The sequence below is a fragment of the Anaerobiospirillum sp. NML120511 genome (assembly GCF_023050955.1).
GTDB lineage: Bacteria > Pseudomonadota > Gammaproteobacteria > Enterobacterales > Succinivibrionaceae > Anaerobiospirillum.
The window spans coordinates 99,661-116,582 of the sequence record NZ_JALKIK010000004.1 but is presented as its reverse complement, the minus strand read 5'-3'; the positions used below and the strand labels follow the sequence as shown (position 1 = coordinate 116,582).

Sequence of the window (16,922 nt, the reverse complement as noted above, 5' to 3'; positions counted from 1 at the left end):
ATTAAAACAACCAGGCCCCGGCATCGGGCTTGTTCAGCACGTGGCCCATTACTTATGTTTTCCCTGCAAATGCAGAAAAAAATCAATCTTACATCGTAAGATAGCACGCCAAACTATGCAAGCTGTTTTTTATCAGCATCACGGCCAAAACAGGAGGCAGTCAGCCGGTCCTGCAGCCATTGCCGCTCTCTGTCCCGGACAGCTGTCCCGGGCTGTCTGAGCAGCTGCTCACAACACTCAGGAGGTTTGAGGCTTAGAGGCTCAAAAGTGCGCATAGTCCTTAAGATTCACTGTTGCGGTGCAATTTACAGCTGCTGCAGACCTGTAACAGGGGCATAGCATATGCCCATACTGAATCATGGACAGCAAAACGGCGTGTTCCTGACTGCTACAAAATGAACAGGGCCGGTCCCTTAAAGAAACCGGCCCTGTGTGGATCTCAAAGGGGCGGGCGCTCATTTACAGGCGCAGCCCTGAGATGCCAGAAAACGAGCTTAAGCATTGTCAGCATCGGTGCTGGCAGCCTCAGCTGCTGCAGCTGGCTCAGCTGACAGCTCATCCTGAGCCTGTACGGCCTGCTGCTCCTGCTTTTCAGATGACTCAGAGGCCATTTCGGAAGCGTTAGCAACAGTATCTGCTACTGGTTCACCGGCATCAGCTGGAGCTGCAGCAGCTTCGTCAGCAGCTGCTTCAGCGGCGACTACAGCGGCTGCGGCAACGGCAGCTGCGGCAGCGCCGGAGCCGAAGCCTGCAACAGCGCCTGCAGAATCAGAGGCAGTTTCAGATGCGCTGGTCTTATCGGTATTGGCAGCCTGCTCTGGCTGCTGGGACTTGAGAGAAGCACTGTCCTCAACAAAGTGACCGTTCTTGCATTTGATGGTGAACATGCCACGTGGGCGGCCGGTGTTGGCGCCTACAATCAGAGCAGGCAGCATGGTCTGCTTCTTGTCCTGAAGGAAGCGGTTGATTTCGTGTGCCGGAGCCTCACCTACCAGGCGGGACTCAATGTGGATAATGCCAAACTCAGGTACATCAATGGTGCCCTTGATAACGGTAATGCCACGAACAGGCTCGCAGCTTTCTACAGAGGCTTCACAGTAGGTGCCGTTGTTAAGGAGGTTCTTGATACGGCGGCTGATGAAGAAGGACTTGAAAGCCATTATGGCAAACAGACCTGACATAAACAGCTGCAGATAGCCGTCCTGGCCCTGGGAGCGCACGTAAAAAGCAAGGGAAAGGGAAATCAGGGTGATAAGAACATAAATCACGCCGAAGATGAACTGAGCTGTGCCTACACGCGGCTCAAAAGACTGGCTGGACTGAATATGAAAAGCCATGACAATAACCTGTTGTTCTGGAGCAAAGAAGAGATCAGCTCCGTTCCTTATGATTTAACTTTAGTAATGTGGACAGTACCGTAGGCCACTGGCTGGGCTGCAGACCCGTGAAGTGCCTCCGCGCAGGCCGTCAGTCGCACTGCCATAAAGGATGTGTCCATAAATCGACCTGGCCATAGGGATGCTCTCTTATGGAGGCCTTTATGGTGCGGTTCTGGATCTAAAGCGGTATTACTTGATGACCTTGACCAGGCCGGTGTAGCTGCTGCTTGGGTTGAAGGCGCTGAGCTCTTCTTCATCTGTAAATCTTACGGTAACAGCGCAGGAGCCCTGCAGGACCAGCAGAGGATTGTTGGTCATGGAGTCAATGGAAGCACTGCCGCTGAGGTTTACAGGAACCTCGAGGGTGAACTTGTGCTTTTCATTTGCTGGAAGAATATCGCCCTTCATGTTCTGGCTGACAGTAGCTGTCTGCACATTGTTTACGAAAACATCAGCCTTAACGCTCTTGATAGGAAGAGAGGTAGCTGACTTGTGCTCCAGGATATAGGTGATGATGAAGTGAGGATTGTCGCCGCTGCCGTCCAGAGCCAGACTTTCAATTTTCAGGCTGGGAGCGCTGGCGCCCTCAGGCAGGGACTGACAGGAAGCTGCAAAAAACGCGGCAGCTGCAAGGCTGATTAACTTAAGGGATTTGAAAAACCTGGCCATGATATCCACAGGAAAAGAGTTGCCAATACAAGGGTAAGCAGCGTCAGGATGATGCAGGAGCAGCTGGAAAAAGCTGAAAATGCAGACGGGACTGTAATCTGGCCTTTGGAGACTTGCAGTCGATAAAGGCAGGTGCAGGTCCTGATGCTCTGGCATTACAGAGCAATGGCGAGCAGGTGCTGCTGGCAGCTTTGTGGTCATGGATCCTGGTTGCAGGGAACTTGAAAACACAGGAGCTGCAATACCTTATGATGCTCAGAACCGCTTAACCGGACGCGCAATGGAAAGTAATTTTAGCACTAAAGCCCGGCCAAATTGCGCAGCTTGCGATAAATATGCGCGTCGTCATATGCTTGGACATGGCCCTGGTATCAGCATGTTAATCTGCAGTTCAGTGGGGTAAATGAACGTTTGGATAAAGGTATGAACTGTACTGCGGCTGCTGGTCTGGAAGCACTTATTGAGGTCGCAGAACAGGGCGGGTGAATTGGCCGCAAAGTCAGTTACGGACTGATTTGTGCCGTAAAGATGGTTATGGGGGGCCTTAAGATTTGGTGGCTTTTTATAGAGGGGCTATAGCAGCTGATTTTGAGGGAAGTTTGTTGTGAGGCATTGCCGCAGATGAGGTACATCAGCCTTGCATCTGTGCTTTTACGGATGCATGCCAGTTGACCAGGTTCGCGTGATTTAAGCTTCAGGTTAGAAGTGATGTATAGAACTGATAAGAGGTTAAAGGGCTGACTGTGCTGGTCCAATGGCTGGACCATTTGTGTTGTGCACATATGTCTGCGTCAGCAGATGTGGTTGTCAGGTCAGCTCCTGCTGGATTTTATTATCTTAAAGACACTGAAGTTTGTCTGCTGTCAGTGCAAAAGCATGTAATGTATTGCTGATCCGGAACGGGTGATATCCGGATAATGTCTGCTACACAGAAATCTTAAGTCGTTTTTCGTTTTTATGCTGCATCCTTTTTAAGAGGAGCGCATGGTGGCATTTTTGTCTGCCATAAATCAGGATGCCAGTCACCCCTATGCAAGATGACTGACGACATTGTAGTTGTTAGTATGTTTTTAATGGAAATCGTTAAAAAATTCAAGCGAAATTTTTACAGACCGGGCTAAATATTTGATCTGAAATAGATATACATGTGATTTTTAACTGAAATCTGTAAGTATGTGAGAATAATAACTTTTTGCTGATAACCCGGGAGGGCCTGAATCTGCCCCTCCTCAGGATCTGCCTTTGACCCAGCCATTAACCTGGCATCTGTCAGTCAGGTCCAGGCCTTATTGCGGTATGGTCATCAGCACAGGGATAAAGCATTGTTTACCATATGCTTTGATGGGCTGCTGAGTCTTGATATGCCGGTGCTCAGGAAGCTGATCACCGGCATGCAGTGCTGCATTAGCCGGGCTCCGGCGTGCAGTGCTGCACCAGCCGGGCTCCGGCGTGCAGTGCTGCACCAGCCGGGCTCCGGCATGCAGTGCTGCACCAGCCTGGCACCGGCATTCAGTGTTGCAACAGCCGGGCACCGGCATTCAGTGTTGCAACAGCCGGGATCCGGCGTGCAGGGCTGCATCATCTGGGCTCCGGCATGCAGTGCTGCATCAGCTGAACATGGCTGGAACATAGAGTGCCAGGCAGTAGCCTGCGCCCATGAGCCATGCAAAGAGCATCAGTGCCAGGACAAAAGGTCGGGAGCCGGCTGCCTTGAATTTGTCAAAGCTGGTATCTGTGCCAAGGGCGGTCATTGCCATGGTGAGCATAAAGGTGTCTATATACTCAATGGTACCGTTAAGCGGGATCTCCTTGACGGTTTGAGCACCGCAGGCATCCTGAATAAAGGTGTTAATCACGATTACAACCAGAAATCCTATGGCAAAGTACGGAATGGTTATCTGTGATTTTTGCTGGTGGCTGCTCTGCTCAGCGCGGCGGGCACGCTGCCAGGAAAGAGCCATGGCCATGATTACCAGTACCGGAGCAAGCATCATGACGCGAATCATCTTGGTAATGGTTGCTGTGCCTGCAATGCCCAGGGCATCTGAAGGATCCATGGCATTACCGGCAGCTGCCACATGGGCTACCTCGTGCAGGGTAGCACCGGTATAAATCGCTGTTCCCATGTCACCAAGTGCGTCCAGCCAGCCTGCGTAATACATTGCAGGGTAGAGGAACATGGCAATGGTTCCGAAGATAACAACTGTTGACACAGCTACAGCGGTGATGTGGCCAGGGCAGCGCACAACAGATTCAGCGCCCAGAACGGCAGCAGCTCCGCAGATAGCACTGCCTGTTGAGGTCATAAGTGCAGTCTGCTCGTCCATTTTGAGCATTTTGCCAAAGAGTATGCCCAGTAAAATAGTGCTGACTACAATAACAAGGTCTACTACAAAGGCAGGAAGACCTACGGCATAGACATCTGAAAGAGTAAGTCTGAAGCCAAAGAGCACAATGCCTGTTCTCAGGATTTGCTTAGTGCAGAATTTGATTCCTGGAACCCATTGCTCTGGCAGCCTGTTTCGTAATGTGTTGGCGTAAACCGTTCCTATAATGATGCCTATGATCAATGGACTCAAAGAGAGTTTCTTAACAGCCTCAAACTGAGCGATATAGAACGAGGCAAAGGAAAAAACGGCAATTAACATCACACCACTCAGGGTGCCGACACGTTGACCTTTGGAAAACATAGGTTGGTCTCATGCAAGTAAAATTAAGGCTTCTGCATTCCTGTGAAGCGATTGACTGGCGGGCCCTGTCAGTGTCATCCCCCTTGGGAACGCCATCAAGATACGCCAAATGCAAAATCAGATCTAATACTATTTGGTAATGCACTATAACATTTTGTTATAACGGCTTAAGAGCCAGGCATAAGAGTAATTGGATGAAAGCCCATAAAAATAAGGATTTTGGTATATAATCAAACGAACACAAAAGATAAAATTGTCCGCATATAAGGAATGGTTTTACTGTCAAATTTTTCCTGTGGAATAATACAATGTATTTAAAAACAGCCCGTTTTTACAGCATTTTTAATTGAAGGCCATGGCAAGGTGCGGGAAAAGAATGTTTTGGGGGAGCTGATTTGATTAGAAATTTACTGATGTGAAATTTGCCATGATTTTGCGAGGTACTGTAATTTGTTTCCCCTCACTATGGTTATCATGAATGCGTGCATCGCAAGCGTTTACGGTTACAGGGTCACAAGGTATAACCGGGTGAATATTCAGGCAGTAAAATCAGGACTGAGCAACTGCCAGTCAAACAAAAGCCCGCAGCTGTAGGGAAAAATTGAAATATTTGCGAGTACTGATAATTTAATCTGTATTGTTGCGCAGCCATACACCGGCATTAGCCTTAGCTGTAAGGAATAACAGTGCGCATACGTTTGCGGAGCTAATATCCTGGGCCTCTGTGCCATAAGTTATACCTGTTACGCAGAGGTGACATACTCCACTTGATTGCAGAGCAACTCCTGTCATTCCAGGTATTGTCCAGCCCAGCCCATCGAGGCCTCGGCAAGCACGCCGTGCGCAAAGATCAAAACAGGCCCATAAATGCGGCGTCACGGTCCAGGGCATGGCTGAGGCCCTTGGGCCCTCTGTGGATATGAGTGTCCATAAACTGAGGTTATCAGTGACAGTGGATATCTGCACTTCTTTGTCTGAGTGGACAGACTGGCAGTGCTGCAGGCCTCAGCAGACAGGCTGACATGGTCGCATATTGCTGCAGTGGACAGGCTGGCAATGCTGCAGAGCACCGCAGCGGCGCAGAAGCGCAGCTGCACTGCTGCAGTGTGCTGCAGCGCCTGTGCTGCGCTGCTTTGTGTGGCAGCAGATTTTTACGGTGGGGATGGGGACTGGACAGGGAAGCTCGAAGTGGCAGGAACTTTAGAATGTGAGCGGGGATGCCTGCTGGGCGAGCTTTTTTACGTAATCGATAAAGCGTATGGTCATAGCCATCTGGGGGCCAGGGGACTGTACAAAACACAGGGAGCGGGTGAACTTGATGTCCTCTACAGTAAGAGGGCGCAGCAGTCCCTGCTGGACCTCGCGGGCAACAGCATAGCGCGAGAGAATACAGAGGTTTTCCGAGTTCTGGGTAAACAGTTTGATGGCCTCGGTATTGCCAAGGTAAATCTTGATGTTGAGGTCCCTGAGCTTGATGCCGCGACTTACAAGGGCATGCTCAATAGCATCAAGGGTACCTGAACCATGTTCACGCAGCACCAGAGGCAGGGTCATGAACTCTTCAATGGTCAGCCGACCATTGAGACCGATTTTGTTTTTGGCTGCAGTAAGTATGGTCAGCTCATCTTCCATAAATGGAGTATAGGTGAAAGTAGGCATGCGGGTGATGCCCTCTATAAGGCCCAGATCAATGGTTCTTTCATCAAGGGAACGCTCGATAAATCGTGAGTTGCCATTGAGCATGGAAATATCTGCGTGAGGGAAGTCCTCAATGAAGCGGGCCAGGTAGGGCGGCAGAACATACTGGGCAATGGTGGTGCTGGCGCCCATGCGCAGCTGTCCCACATGATCGTTATGCAGCAGATGCATTTCATAGTTAAGAGCGTGGTACTCCTGCAAAATGCGATCGGTATGGTGAAGCAGCAGCTCGCCGGCCTCGGTAAGAGCAATCTTGTTGCCCTGGCGTTCAAAAAGCAGGGCCTGGTACTGATCTTCAAGATTCTTGATATGGCGGGTTACTGCCGGCTGGCTGATAAACAGATCCTGGGCTGCCTTGGTAAAGGACAGATTCCTGGCTGCAGAATAGAATACTTTTAGTCTGAAGTCTGGCATAGTTCTGTCCCTCTGAAACAGTCCTGTTTAGACAGGTCAGGCTGTTGTAATCATGGCGTTTTGTGGCCCCGCTGCCATTATCGCGGCCTCATAACATACAGCCTAATCAGCATGCATGCATTCATTCATTCACATTAACCTGCATGCACCTTAACCTGCATGCAATTTTACCTTTATGTATGCACCTTAAACCTGCATGCAATTTTACCTGTATGCATACACCTTAACCCGCATGTATGCAGCTTAAGCTTTATGCAGACAAAGCCGGGCCCATGGCATTACTTACAAGGTGACTTGCTTATGCGCAGCGTATTTTTTGAAATTGCCTTGCATGGTACCTGGCAGTAATGAGCTGGTCTGGGCATACATGTTATTCCCTGACAGTAGCATTTCAAGCATAGCACAGAGACCATGGCGTATATGAACATCAGTAACTGTTCAGCCTGACAACATAAAGCATAAGTTGGGGACACCTGAGGTGATGATGCAGTTGCCGATGGACGGGATGGGGGTTGGACAGTCTGGCTGAAATCGCATGTATGCCTTATTTGCAGGCTGCTCAAGCCTGCTTTTGTTGCGCTTAAACAGGTCGGGGGGCACTTACTGTTGATGACTGCCATGGGCAGTTGTAACAACTTATGTGCTGTTATGGGGGGCAGGGCAGCATTTTCAGGGGCCTGAGATCGGTGATTTTCAGGGATTTTGCTTGCATTTGAGCCCCTTAAATGGTATAAATTGAGCCACTTTGGACTGCATATCATTTCCTGTGTTCTGTACAGGCTTCAGTTCGGAGGATGGTGGCTCAAATGACCCGCTGTACGGGACTGTCTGTGATTCATCCCGTAAGTCATTGCCACTACGTCATCGCCCGATGGCGTGCAGGCAGATTTCCTGTTTTCTGACCAGCTGCAAGACCGCAGGCGTCAGAGACATTAAAGTTGCCCTGCAAATCAGGTGCAACTTTTAAAAGAAGCCCCAGTATCGGGGCTTTTTTATTTCCAAAAATCCACTCAGCAGTCTTTCAGGCACATCTTTTCTTCCTTAATTTCAGACTTCATGCACTTTACCGGCACAGTGTTCTTTATGCCTGTAACAGTGCTGTCTGTTTTAAAGCCGCTCAGGCTCAAGCAGTGGATCGGACCAGGGTGAGCATTTGCCTTGTCATGGAAAGATTTCCGGTTAAGTACGGATTGCATCCGGCTGAATGCCGGGACGGGAGCAGAGGCTGCGACGTTTTCAGCCCTGCAGTGAGGGTAAGTCGGAAACTGTGTCTCAGTGATAAAGGACAGTGGTAGATTTCGGCGCAGACCCTGTTTTTTAAGAGGTATTAATGGCTGGAAGTTTAGAGCAGAAGCTTCAGGAGCTCATCGAGCCAATAGTCCAATCATATGGCATGGAGCTGTGGGGACTACGTTATCGTGCCGGTAGAAATACCGCACATTTGCAGATTTTTGTAGAAGGCAAAGACGGTGTAGATGCCGATGCCTGTGGTGAAATCACCAACACGCTGTCACCCCTGCTGGACACAGCTGATTTAATTGATCCGGCCTATATTCTGGAAGTTTCGTCACCTGGTATGGATCGCATTCTTTTTACCAGGGAGCAGCTGGCTGCCAGTACAGGTCAGGAGGTCACAGTTTCTTTAAAGATTGCCTCCGAAGGGCGCAGAAAGATTGAGGGCAAACTGTTAAGTGTTGCCGAGGACGGAAGCTTTACCGTCATGGACAAGAATGCCAACAGCGAGTTTGTAATCGCTTTTGAGAATGTTTCAGTGGCACGTATTGTCCCGGATTTTTCAGCATTAATTTAGGAGAGATGCTAAGGCATCATCAAAGAGGTTATACCAGATGGGTAAGGAAATCATTGCGATAGCCGAGGCGCTCTCCAATGAGAGAGCAATTCCAAAGGAGAAGATTTACGAGGCTTTGGAAACTGCTTTGGCAACAGCCACCAAGAAGAAGTACACAGTAGATATTGATGTACGCGTTGAGATTGACCATAAGGAAGGCAATTACACCACCTTCCGTCGCTGGGTAGTAGTGGACACCGACGGTCCGCTGGCCAACCCTGCTCAGGAAATCTCCCTGGCTGCCGCCCGTGAAGAATATCCAAACATTGCTGAGGGTGACATCGTTGAGGATGAAATCCCTTCAGTAACTTTTGACCGTATCACCATTCAGACTGCCAAGCAGGTTCTTTCCCAGAAAGTTAAGAATGCCGAGCGTGAGCAGCTTATTGCCGAGCAGCGCGATCGCCTTGGTCACGTTGTAAACGCTACTGTAAAGCGTCCTGGCCGTGAGTTCATGATTCTTGATCTGGGTAATGGTGCTGACGGTATTCTGCGCCGTGATCAGATGATCCCTCACGAGACCTTTGGCCGTGGCGATCGTATCCGCGTTCTGTTAATTGACATCAAGCCTGAGGGCAAGGGTCCACAGCTGGTATGTTCACGTACTGCTCCTGAGTTCCTTGCTGAGCTGTTCCGCATTGAGGTTCCTGAGATTGGTCAGGACGTCATTGAGATCATGGGCGTCGCCCGTGACCCAGGCTCACGTGCCAAGATTTCCGTACGCTCCAAGGACAAGCGCATTGACCCACGCGGTGCGTGTATCGGTATGCGCGGTGCCCGTGTAATGGCCGTTTCTAATGAGCTTTCCGGTGAGCGCATTGATATCGTTCTGTGGGATGAAAACCTCGCCCAGTACGTTACCAATGCCATGGAGCCGGCTGAGGTTTCCCGTATCGTTATTAACGATGAAAGCCACAGCATTGATCTGGCTGTTGCTGACGACAATCTGGCTCTGGCCATTGGCCGTAATGGTCAGAATGTACGTCTGGCCTCCCAGGTTCTGGGCTGGAATCTTCAGGTTAAGGCTGAGAGCGACATGGATCGCGAGCTTGCTGAGGAAGCTGCTCAGATCGTCAAGTTCTTTGTTGAGAATCTCGACATTGACGAGGAGTTCGCTCAGGTTCTGGCCGATGCCGGCTTCCACACTCTTGAGGAAGTTGCCTACGTTCCAGCTGAAGAGTTCCTTGAGATTGAGGGACTGGACGAGGAGCTGGTCAAGGCTCTGCAGGATAACGCCCGTAAGGCAATTGCCGCTCATGAGGACGAGCTCAAGAGACAGGGTGCAGACGAATTAATCAAGGTTCCAGGTATTGATACCGAGCTGGCCATTGCTCTGGTTGGCAAGGGTATTAAGACCATGGAAGATCTGGCTGAGCAGGCCATCGATGACCTTCTCGATCTGGGTATCGATGAGCAGCGTGCCGGCGATATCATCATGAACGCCCGCAATCTTACCTGGTTTAAGGATGAGAGCACCAACGGTGAGTCTCAGGAAGAGCCTCAGACCGATGCAGCTCAACAGTAAAGGGGAAAGTAACATATGGTAGATGAGACCAAAACCACTGAGGAAAAGTCTCCTAAGCGCATGTCTTTAAATCGTTCTGCCCACTCAACTGTTAAGGTGCAGGATTCCACCGGCAAGCGTAAGGTTGTACAGGTTGTTCACAAGAAAAAGCTGAATTTCGACGCTGAGCAGCTGCGCAAGGAGCAGGAAGAGAAAGAGCGTCTTGAGGCAGAGGCCGCAGCAAAGGCCAAGGCCGCAGCTGAAGCCGAGGCCAAAGCCAGGGCTGAAGCTGAAGCCAAAGCCAGGGAAGAGGCAAAGGCCAAGGCTGCTGCTGATGCTGCTGCCCGCGCTGAGGCCGAGGCCAGGGCCAAAGCTGCCGCTCAGGCTGCAGCAGCTGCCAATGCTGAAAAGGCTCAGGACAAGAACCGCGTAGAGGAAGACGCTGAGACTGCCAAGTTAAAGCGTGCTCAGGAAGAAGAGCAGGCCCGCAAGCTTGAGCTTGAGACTGCACGTCAGGCCGAAGAGGCCCGTCGCCTTGCTGAGGAAAATGAAGAGCGCTGGGCTGCTGAAGAAGAAGAGCGTCGTCGTATTAATGAGTCTGACGGCTTAAGCACCGCTTCTGTTTACGTTCGTGAGGCTGAGGCCCGTCAGGAGCGTGAAGAAGAGAACCGTGGCCGTCACCGTACCAGTGACCGCACTGGCGGCAAGACTGTTACCAAGAAGCGCGAAGACAGCGACACTTCCGGATTTGCAGGCCGTGGTGGCCGTACAGGCAAGAAGGTACAGACCCGCAATCAGCGTTCTGTAAGCGGCGCAGCCAAGGCTAACCAGCAGCAGCATGGCTTCAACCGTCCAGTTGCACCTGTATCACGTGAAGTTATTCTGGGCGAGACCATTACTGTTGCCGAGCTGGCTCAGAAGATGGCCGTTAAGAGCGCCGAGGTTATCAAGTGCCTGATGAAGCTGGGCGAAATGGTAACCATCAACCAGGTTATTGATCAGGGTACCGCTCAGATCGTTGTTGAGGAAATGGGCCACAAGGCTGTTCTGCGTAAGGAGAACGAGCTTGAGGAGTCCCTGCTCGCCGATCGTCAGGTTGACGCCAAGGCTCAGCCACGTGCTCCTGTTGTTACCATCATGGGTCACGTTGACCATGGTAAGACCTCTCTGCTGGACTTCATCCGCAAGTCCAAGGTAGCTGCCGGTGAAGCCGGTGGTATTACCCAGCGTATTGGTGCTTACCACGTTGATACCCGTGGTTCAGGTATTACCTTCCTTGATACCCCAGGTCACGCCGCCTTTACCGCAATGCGTGCCCGTGGTGCTCAGGTAACCGACATCGTAGTTCTGGTAGTAGCTGCTGACGACGGCGTAATGCCTCAGACTCTGGAAGCTATCCAGCACGCCAACGCCGCCAAGGTTCCTTTAATCGTGGCTATTAACAAGATTGATAAGCCAGGTGCCGAGCCTATGCGCGTTACCAACGAGCTTATTCAGCATGGCGTTATCCCTGAGTCCATGGGTGGCGAGGTGCAGTTCGTTGAGGTATCCGCCAAGACTGGTCAGGGCGTTGATGAGTTATTAGAAGCCATTCTGTTACAGTCTGAGGTTCTTGAGCTGACTGCCGTAGCTGAAGGCCTGGCTTCTGGTGTTGTTATCGAGTCCCGTCTTGATAAGGGCCGTGGTCCTGTTGCCTCCGTACTGGTACGTGAGGGTACTCTGCACAAGGGTGACGTGGTTCTGTGTGGTCTTGAGTATGGCCGTGTACGTTCCTTACGTAATGAAAAGGGTCAGAACCTCGACGATGCCGGTCCATCCGTACCTGTTGAGATCTTCGGTCTGTCTGGTGTTCCTGATGCCGGTGACGAAGTTACCGTAGTACGTGACGAAAAGAAGGCCCGTGAAGTTGCTCTGTTCCGTCAGGGCAAGTTCCGTGAACTCAAGATTGCCAAGCAGCAGAAGGCCAAACTTGAGAACATGTTCAAGGACAACCAGGCTTCCGAGCTCAATGTTGTGCTTAAGGCCGATACTCAGGGCTCTGTTGAGGCTATCTCTGATGCTCTTAACAAGCTGGCTACTGACGAGGTTAAGGTTAATATCATCGGCTCAGGTGTTGGTGGTATTACCGAAACTGACGCCACTCTGGCTACCGCATCCTCCGCAATTATCGTGGGCTTCAACGTCCGTGCTGATGCTCCAGCCCGCCGCGTAATTGAGACTGAGGGTGTTGACCTGCACTACTACAGTGTTATTTACGACCTCATCGATGACGTTAAGAGCGCCATGTCAGGTATGCTCAAGGCTGAAGTTCAGCAGCGCATTATCGGTCTTGCTGATGTGCGTGAAGTATTCCGTCATCCAAAGTTCGGCTTCATCGCTGGCTGTATGGTTACCGAAGGCGTGGTCAAGCGTTCCGCTCCAATCCGCGTGCTGCGTGACAACGTTGTTATCTACGAAGGCGAGCTCGATTCCCTGCGTCGCTTCAAGGATGACGTCAGCGAGGTCAAGAACGGCAACGAGTGCGGTATCTGCGTTAAGAACTACCAGGACGTACGCGTTGGAGACCAGATCGAAGTGTTCGAGAACGTCGAGGTCAAGCGTACTCTGTAGTTACGCTTTACCAGCCCCTGAGGCAGCATAGTACTGCAGCGCAATGTGCTGCAGTCACTGCCGCCAGATGGAGCACGTGGGGCTGCTGTGCCTCCGCCCAAAAACTCATACCCATATGGCTTAATGAGTTGGCAGGGCAGCAGGTGCAGTCAGCCCCTTTCATGAAAAAGGCTTCATGCTTTAGATAAGGATGAGGCTTTTTTTGTATTTCCGGCCCCTCTGCACGCAGAGCAGACGCACCAGCTGCGCCTGACGGCCGTGATGCCTGATAAGGGTCATAAAGCTCAGGGCAGGCACGTACACCGCCTCAGCCCGTATTATGCTGCTGTGCATCCTGCAAGCCTGCACCTGCAGCTTAGCATCCTGCAATTCTGCTGCTGCAGCTGACCTGCATGCTACTTAGCAGCATACATCATGCAGTGGCTCAACATGCAGCTGAGCATCAGGCTAAGCCCAACCCAGGGGCTGTCCTGAGTACTGCAGAGCATGTAAGCAGCAGGGCCAGCCACAGGCTGGCAATGCTCAAGTGCATGAGCCTTGCGGCTAATTGCTGGTTTAACAGCGTGAAATGACCGGAAACAGGCCCGTAACCACTAATACACCAACGTAGGACTACGTGGGTCGTGGAGAAAAGCTTATGGCAAAAAGTTATGGACGCAATGAGCGTATTGCCTCTTCGTTATTACGTGAGGCTTCACGCATTCTTGCAACTGAAATTAAGGATCCGCGCATTCAGATGGCCACAGTGACTGAGGTCCGTGTTGCCCCTGATCTGCGTAATGCAACCATTTTCGTATCCTTCATTGATGACAGTGAGGACAAGGTCAGCGAGGCCATGCAGGTGCTCGATAAGGCCAGGGGCTATATCCGCTCTACCATGGCCTCCCGCCTGAAGATGCGCTACATGCCTAAAATCACTTTCAGCTTTGATACCCTGATTAAGGAAAGCATGCGTATCGATGCCCTTATTGCCAGGGGGCTTGGTGATTCAGATGAGCCAGGCCTCAGGGTAGATGAGGACTACGACGATCCTGATTATGACAATGATCAGGATGATGACAGCAACAGCAACAGGGCTGATGACGGCAACTCTGACAAAGACACTTTATAAATCTTTTGAAGAGAGCAAAACTCAGCTGTCATAGCAAGTTTGAAGAAATTTCCAGCTACTGAGAAAAAGTTCTTAAACCTGGATTTTTCGCTGCATTTCAATGAAAAAACCCTCCTTTCTGTACAGATCGGAGGGTTTTTTGTTGATTATTGCTGATTTTTGGGGTTTCATTTTTTGCTTTTATGTATCTATGGGGCGGGCAAAAAATAAAAGGCCTGAGCCTTTTGAATCCTGATGGCGGATGGAGTGAGATTCGAACTCACGGAGGACGCAAATCCTCGACGGTTTTCAAGACCGTTGCATTCAACCGCTCTGCCATCCATCCGCATCGGTTTTGCGCACATTATACCTGGTTTTAACTGATATGCAAGAAAAACAGGTAAAAAGGGTTCACCGCGCCTGCATACAGGCTTTTGTCGGGGATTTACCGTCCACTATGTCTCGTTTAAGGAGTGAGTCAGATGTAGCACCTGTGCCTGGGGCTGCGGCAGTGCCTGTGCCCTGAGTCTGTGGCAGAACCTGTGGCTGAATCTGCGGCAGAGCCTGTGACTGAGTCTGCAGCAGCACCTGTGCCCTGACTGATCACAGGATAAAGCACAGCAGTATGCAGTGGGCAGGCTCTCATTTAGATTTGTGCGCCTGGTTTGAGGGCTCAGCATGGAGATGCAGCTTCAGCTGCATTTTTACTCAGGGCAGGGCGGGGCAGGGCAGGATGGGCTTTGTTGCTGAAAGTCATCAGTGTTGCCGCCATGTGGTTTGCAGCCAGGGGGTATAGCGGCTGACGTTGTCGATGGATTGCAGCTAATTGGGGCATCTGGCACTGATGTTTATGAATGTGAGGACTGTTGCTGTCATTTGGAGATCAATTTTGGAGAGGTGGTGAGAGCTGTATCTCAGAAATTTGGGGGATATTGCTCACATTATGATGGTTTTGCTGCACTGTTTTTGAAGCGTAATTTTAGAGTCGATCTGGGGGAAATTGAGTGTCAATGATGCTCTGTGCGGAAATATTTAGATTCTCTATTCTGATAAATATAATGTTTGACTTTATTTTGTCCTGGCGAGGGCGTGATTTTTGACTTAATTTTGATCTTGAAAAACCGCGTCCAAATTGGTGCGATAATTTTCATTTATGGTGCTTAATTCAGGAATTATGGGGCCTGATTCATATTTTTATTGCCCCATAGGGGCGGGGCGCGTAAATTATCACCATCGACTTCAATCTTGCAATTAAACAGGAGACTTTCCATGTCTTATTCACAGCAGGTTTTCTCTGAGCTTTCCGCTCGTTACTCCTATCAGCCAGAATTCTTACAGGCCGTTGAAGAGGTATTAGGTACCTTACAGCCTGCTCTCGACAAGAATCCTGCCTACCAGAAGAATAAGATCCTGGAGCGCATCGTTCAGCCTGAGCGTGTTATCCACTTCCTTGTACAATGGGTTGATGACAAGGGTGAGATTCAGGTAAACCGTGGCTACCGTGTTCAGTTCAACTCTGCTATCGGTCCTTACAAGGGCGGCCTGCGTTTCCACCCAACCGTTAACGAGGGCGTATTAAAGTTCTTAGGCTTTGAGCAGATCTTCAAGAACTCCTTAACCGGTACCCCTATCGGCGGCGGCAAGGGCGGTTCCGACTTCGATCCTAAGGGCAAGTCTGACAACGAAGTTATGCGTTTCTGTCAGGCCTTTATGGTTCAGCTCTATCGCTATATCGGCAACACTATTGACGTACCAGCTGGTGACATCGGTGTAGGCGGCCGTGAGATTGGTTACCTGTACGGTGCATACAAGCGCATCACCACCTCCTACGAGGGTGTATTAACCGGTAAGGGTCTCAACTGGGGTGGTTCCCTGGCCCGTACTGAGGCTACCGGTTACGGTACTGTTTACTTCGCTCAGGAAATGCTCAAGGAGCGTGGTGACTCTCTTGAGGGCAAGGTCTGTGCTGTTTCCGGTGCCGGTAACGTATCCATCTACTGTTGTGAGAAGCTCTACCAGGTAGGTGCCAAGCCAGTAACCGTATCTGACTCCCGTGGTTCCATTTACGACACCAATGGTATCAACGTTCACATCTTAAAGCAGGTCAAGGAAGTTGAGCGCGCCTCCTTAACCCGTTACGCTGAGCTGGTTCCAACCGCCAAGTATGTTCCTGTTTCTGAGTATCCAGAGGGCAGACACTTTGTATGGACCGTTCCATGTGATGCTGCATTCCCATGTGCCACCCAGAACGAGCTCTTCCTCGAAGATGCCAAGACCTTATTAAGCAACGGCTGTAAGTGTGTTGCTGAAGGCGCCAACATGCCATCCACCATCGATGCCATCAACGCTTTCCTTGCTGCCAAGATTGCCTACGGCCCAGCCAAGGCTGCCAACGCCGGTGGTGTAGCTACCTCCCAGCTTGAGATGGAGCAGAACGCCTCCATGACTTCCTGGTCATTCGAGAAGGTTGACTCCAAGCTGCACGAGATTATGGTTAACATCCACCGTAATGCTGCTGAAACTGCCCGTGAGTTCGGTGAAGAGGGTAACCTGGTATTAGGTGCCAACATCGCCGGCTTCCGTAAGGTAGCTGACGCAATGATTGCTCAGGGTGTACTCTAATCAGCCATATTCAGCTGACCTGATCAGCTGAGCAAAAGATTGAAGCGAGGGCTCGGGCCACCGGAAACTTTCCGGCAGCCTGGGCTCTTAGCTTTTCAAGGGCTGACCAGCAGCCATAATGGCTTCTAACGTCCAATCCTTTCCTGTCCAGTCACATCTCATCTCATCTCATCTAATCTAATATAATCCAATCCAATCCAATCCAATTCATCGTGCCCCTTCCCATCCCGTCATATACCATTTCATCCCATATGATTTAGTCATATCACGTCATTCACTACGCCTTGCACATCACATACTTCACTGCGCCCAGCGCATCACATCCTTCAGTCCTGCCAGCACAGCACATTAAATTCAGAAATTTATTCAGCTCTCTCGCTTGCATCAAATCCATGCT

Annotated in this window: 9 protein-coding genes and 1 tRNA gene; 5 read left to right on the top strand and 5 right to left on the bottom strand. The window is 50.6% G+C overall.

Annotation, left to right across the window (positions count from 1 at the left end; genetic code table 11):
- Positions 1–494 precede the first annotated feature (494 nt).
- The 4 genes from MXE39_RS02095 to MXE39_RS02080 all read right to left on the bottom strand — a co-directional run bounded on the left by MXE39_RS02095 (position 495) and on the right by MXE39_RS02080 (position 6,850).
- Positions 495–1,337 carry a hypothetical protein gene (locus MXE39_RS02095; RefSeq protein ID WP_246976682.1) on the bottom strand — a complete coding sequence of 281 codons (843 nt, stop codon included), beginning with the start codon at positions 1,335–1,337 and terminating at the stop codon, positions 495–497.
- Between the two features lie 231 nt (positions 1,338–1,568).
- A complete protein-coding gene (locus MXE39_RS02090; protein ID WP_246976686.1) occupies positions 1,569–2,048 on the bottom strand; it encodes a hypothetical protein in 480 nt (159 codons plus the stop codon).
- A gap of 1,607 nt (positions 2,049–3,655) precedes the next feature.
- Complete coding sequence (locus MXE39_RS02085; protein WP_246976689.1) at positions 3,656–4,738, bottom strand: YeiH family protein; 1,083 nt, start codon at positions 4,736–4,738, stop codon at positions 3,656–3,658.
- A gap of 1,200 nt (positions 4,739–5,938) precedes the next feature.
- On the bottom strand, positions 5,939–6,850 hold the full coding sequence (locus MXE39_RS02080; RefSeq protein WP_246976691.1) for a LysR family transcriptional regulator: 912 nt from the start codon (positions 6,848–6,850) through the stop codon (positions 5,939–5,941).
- 1,330 nt (positions 6,851–8,180) lie between these two features.
- Between MXE39_RS02080 and rimP the strand changes: the two genes are divergently transcribed.
- The 4 genes from rimP to rbfA all read left to right on the top strand — a co-directional run bounded on the left by rimP (position 8,181) and on the right by rbfA (position 13,924).
- Positions 8,181–8,660 carry a ribosome maturation factor RimP gene (gene rimP / locus MXE39_RS02075; protein ID WP_246976693.1) on the top strand — a complete coding sequence of 160 codons (480 nt, stop codon included), beginning with the start codon at positions 8,181–8,183 and terminating at the stop codon, positions 8,658–8,660.
- A 37-nt stretch (positions 8,661–8,697) separates the two neighbouring features.
- Positions 8,698–10,224, top strand: coding sequence for a transcription termination factor NusA (gene nusA / locus MXE39_RS02070; RefSeq protein ID WP_246976695.1), 1,527 nt, complete (start codon positions 8,698–8,700; stop codon positions 10,222–10,224).
- 15 nt (positions 10,225–10,239) lie between these two features.
- On the top strand, positions 10,240–12,813 hold the full coding sequence (gene infB, locus MXE39_RS02065; protein ID WP_246976697.1) for a translation initiation factor IF-2: 2,574 nt from the start codon (positions 10,240–10,242) through the stop codon (positions 12,811–12,813).
- A gap of 637 nt (positions 12,814–13,450) precedes the next feature.
- The gene (gene rbfA, locus MXE39_RS02060; protein ID WP_246976699.1) at positions 13,451–13,924 is read left to right on the top strand and encodes a 30S ribosome-binding factor RbfA; all 474 of its coding nucleotides are present in this window, start codon (positions 13,451–13,453) and stop codon (positions 13,922–13,924) included.
- 235 nt (positions 13,925–14,159) lie between these two features.
- Here rbfA and MXE39_RS02055 read toward each other — a convergent pair.
- Positions 14,160–14,249, bottom strand: a tRNA-Ser gene (locus tag MXE39_RS02055).
- 923 nt (positions 14,250–15,172) lie between these two features.
- Here MXE39_RS02055 and gdhA point away from each other — a divergent pair.
- On the top strand, positions 15,173–16,525 hold the full coding sequence (gene gdhA, locus MXE39_RS02050; RefSeq protein WP_246976701.1) for an NADP-specific glutamate dehydrogenase: 1,353 nt from the start codon (positions 15,173–15,175) through the stop codon (positions 16,523–16,525).
- Positions 16,526–16,922 lie beyond the last annotated feature (397 nt).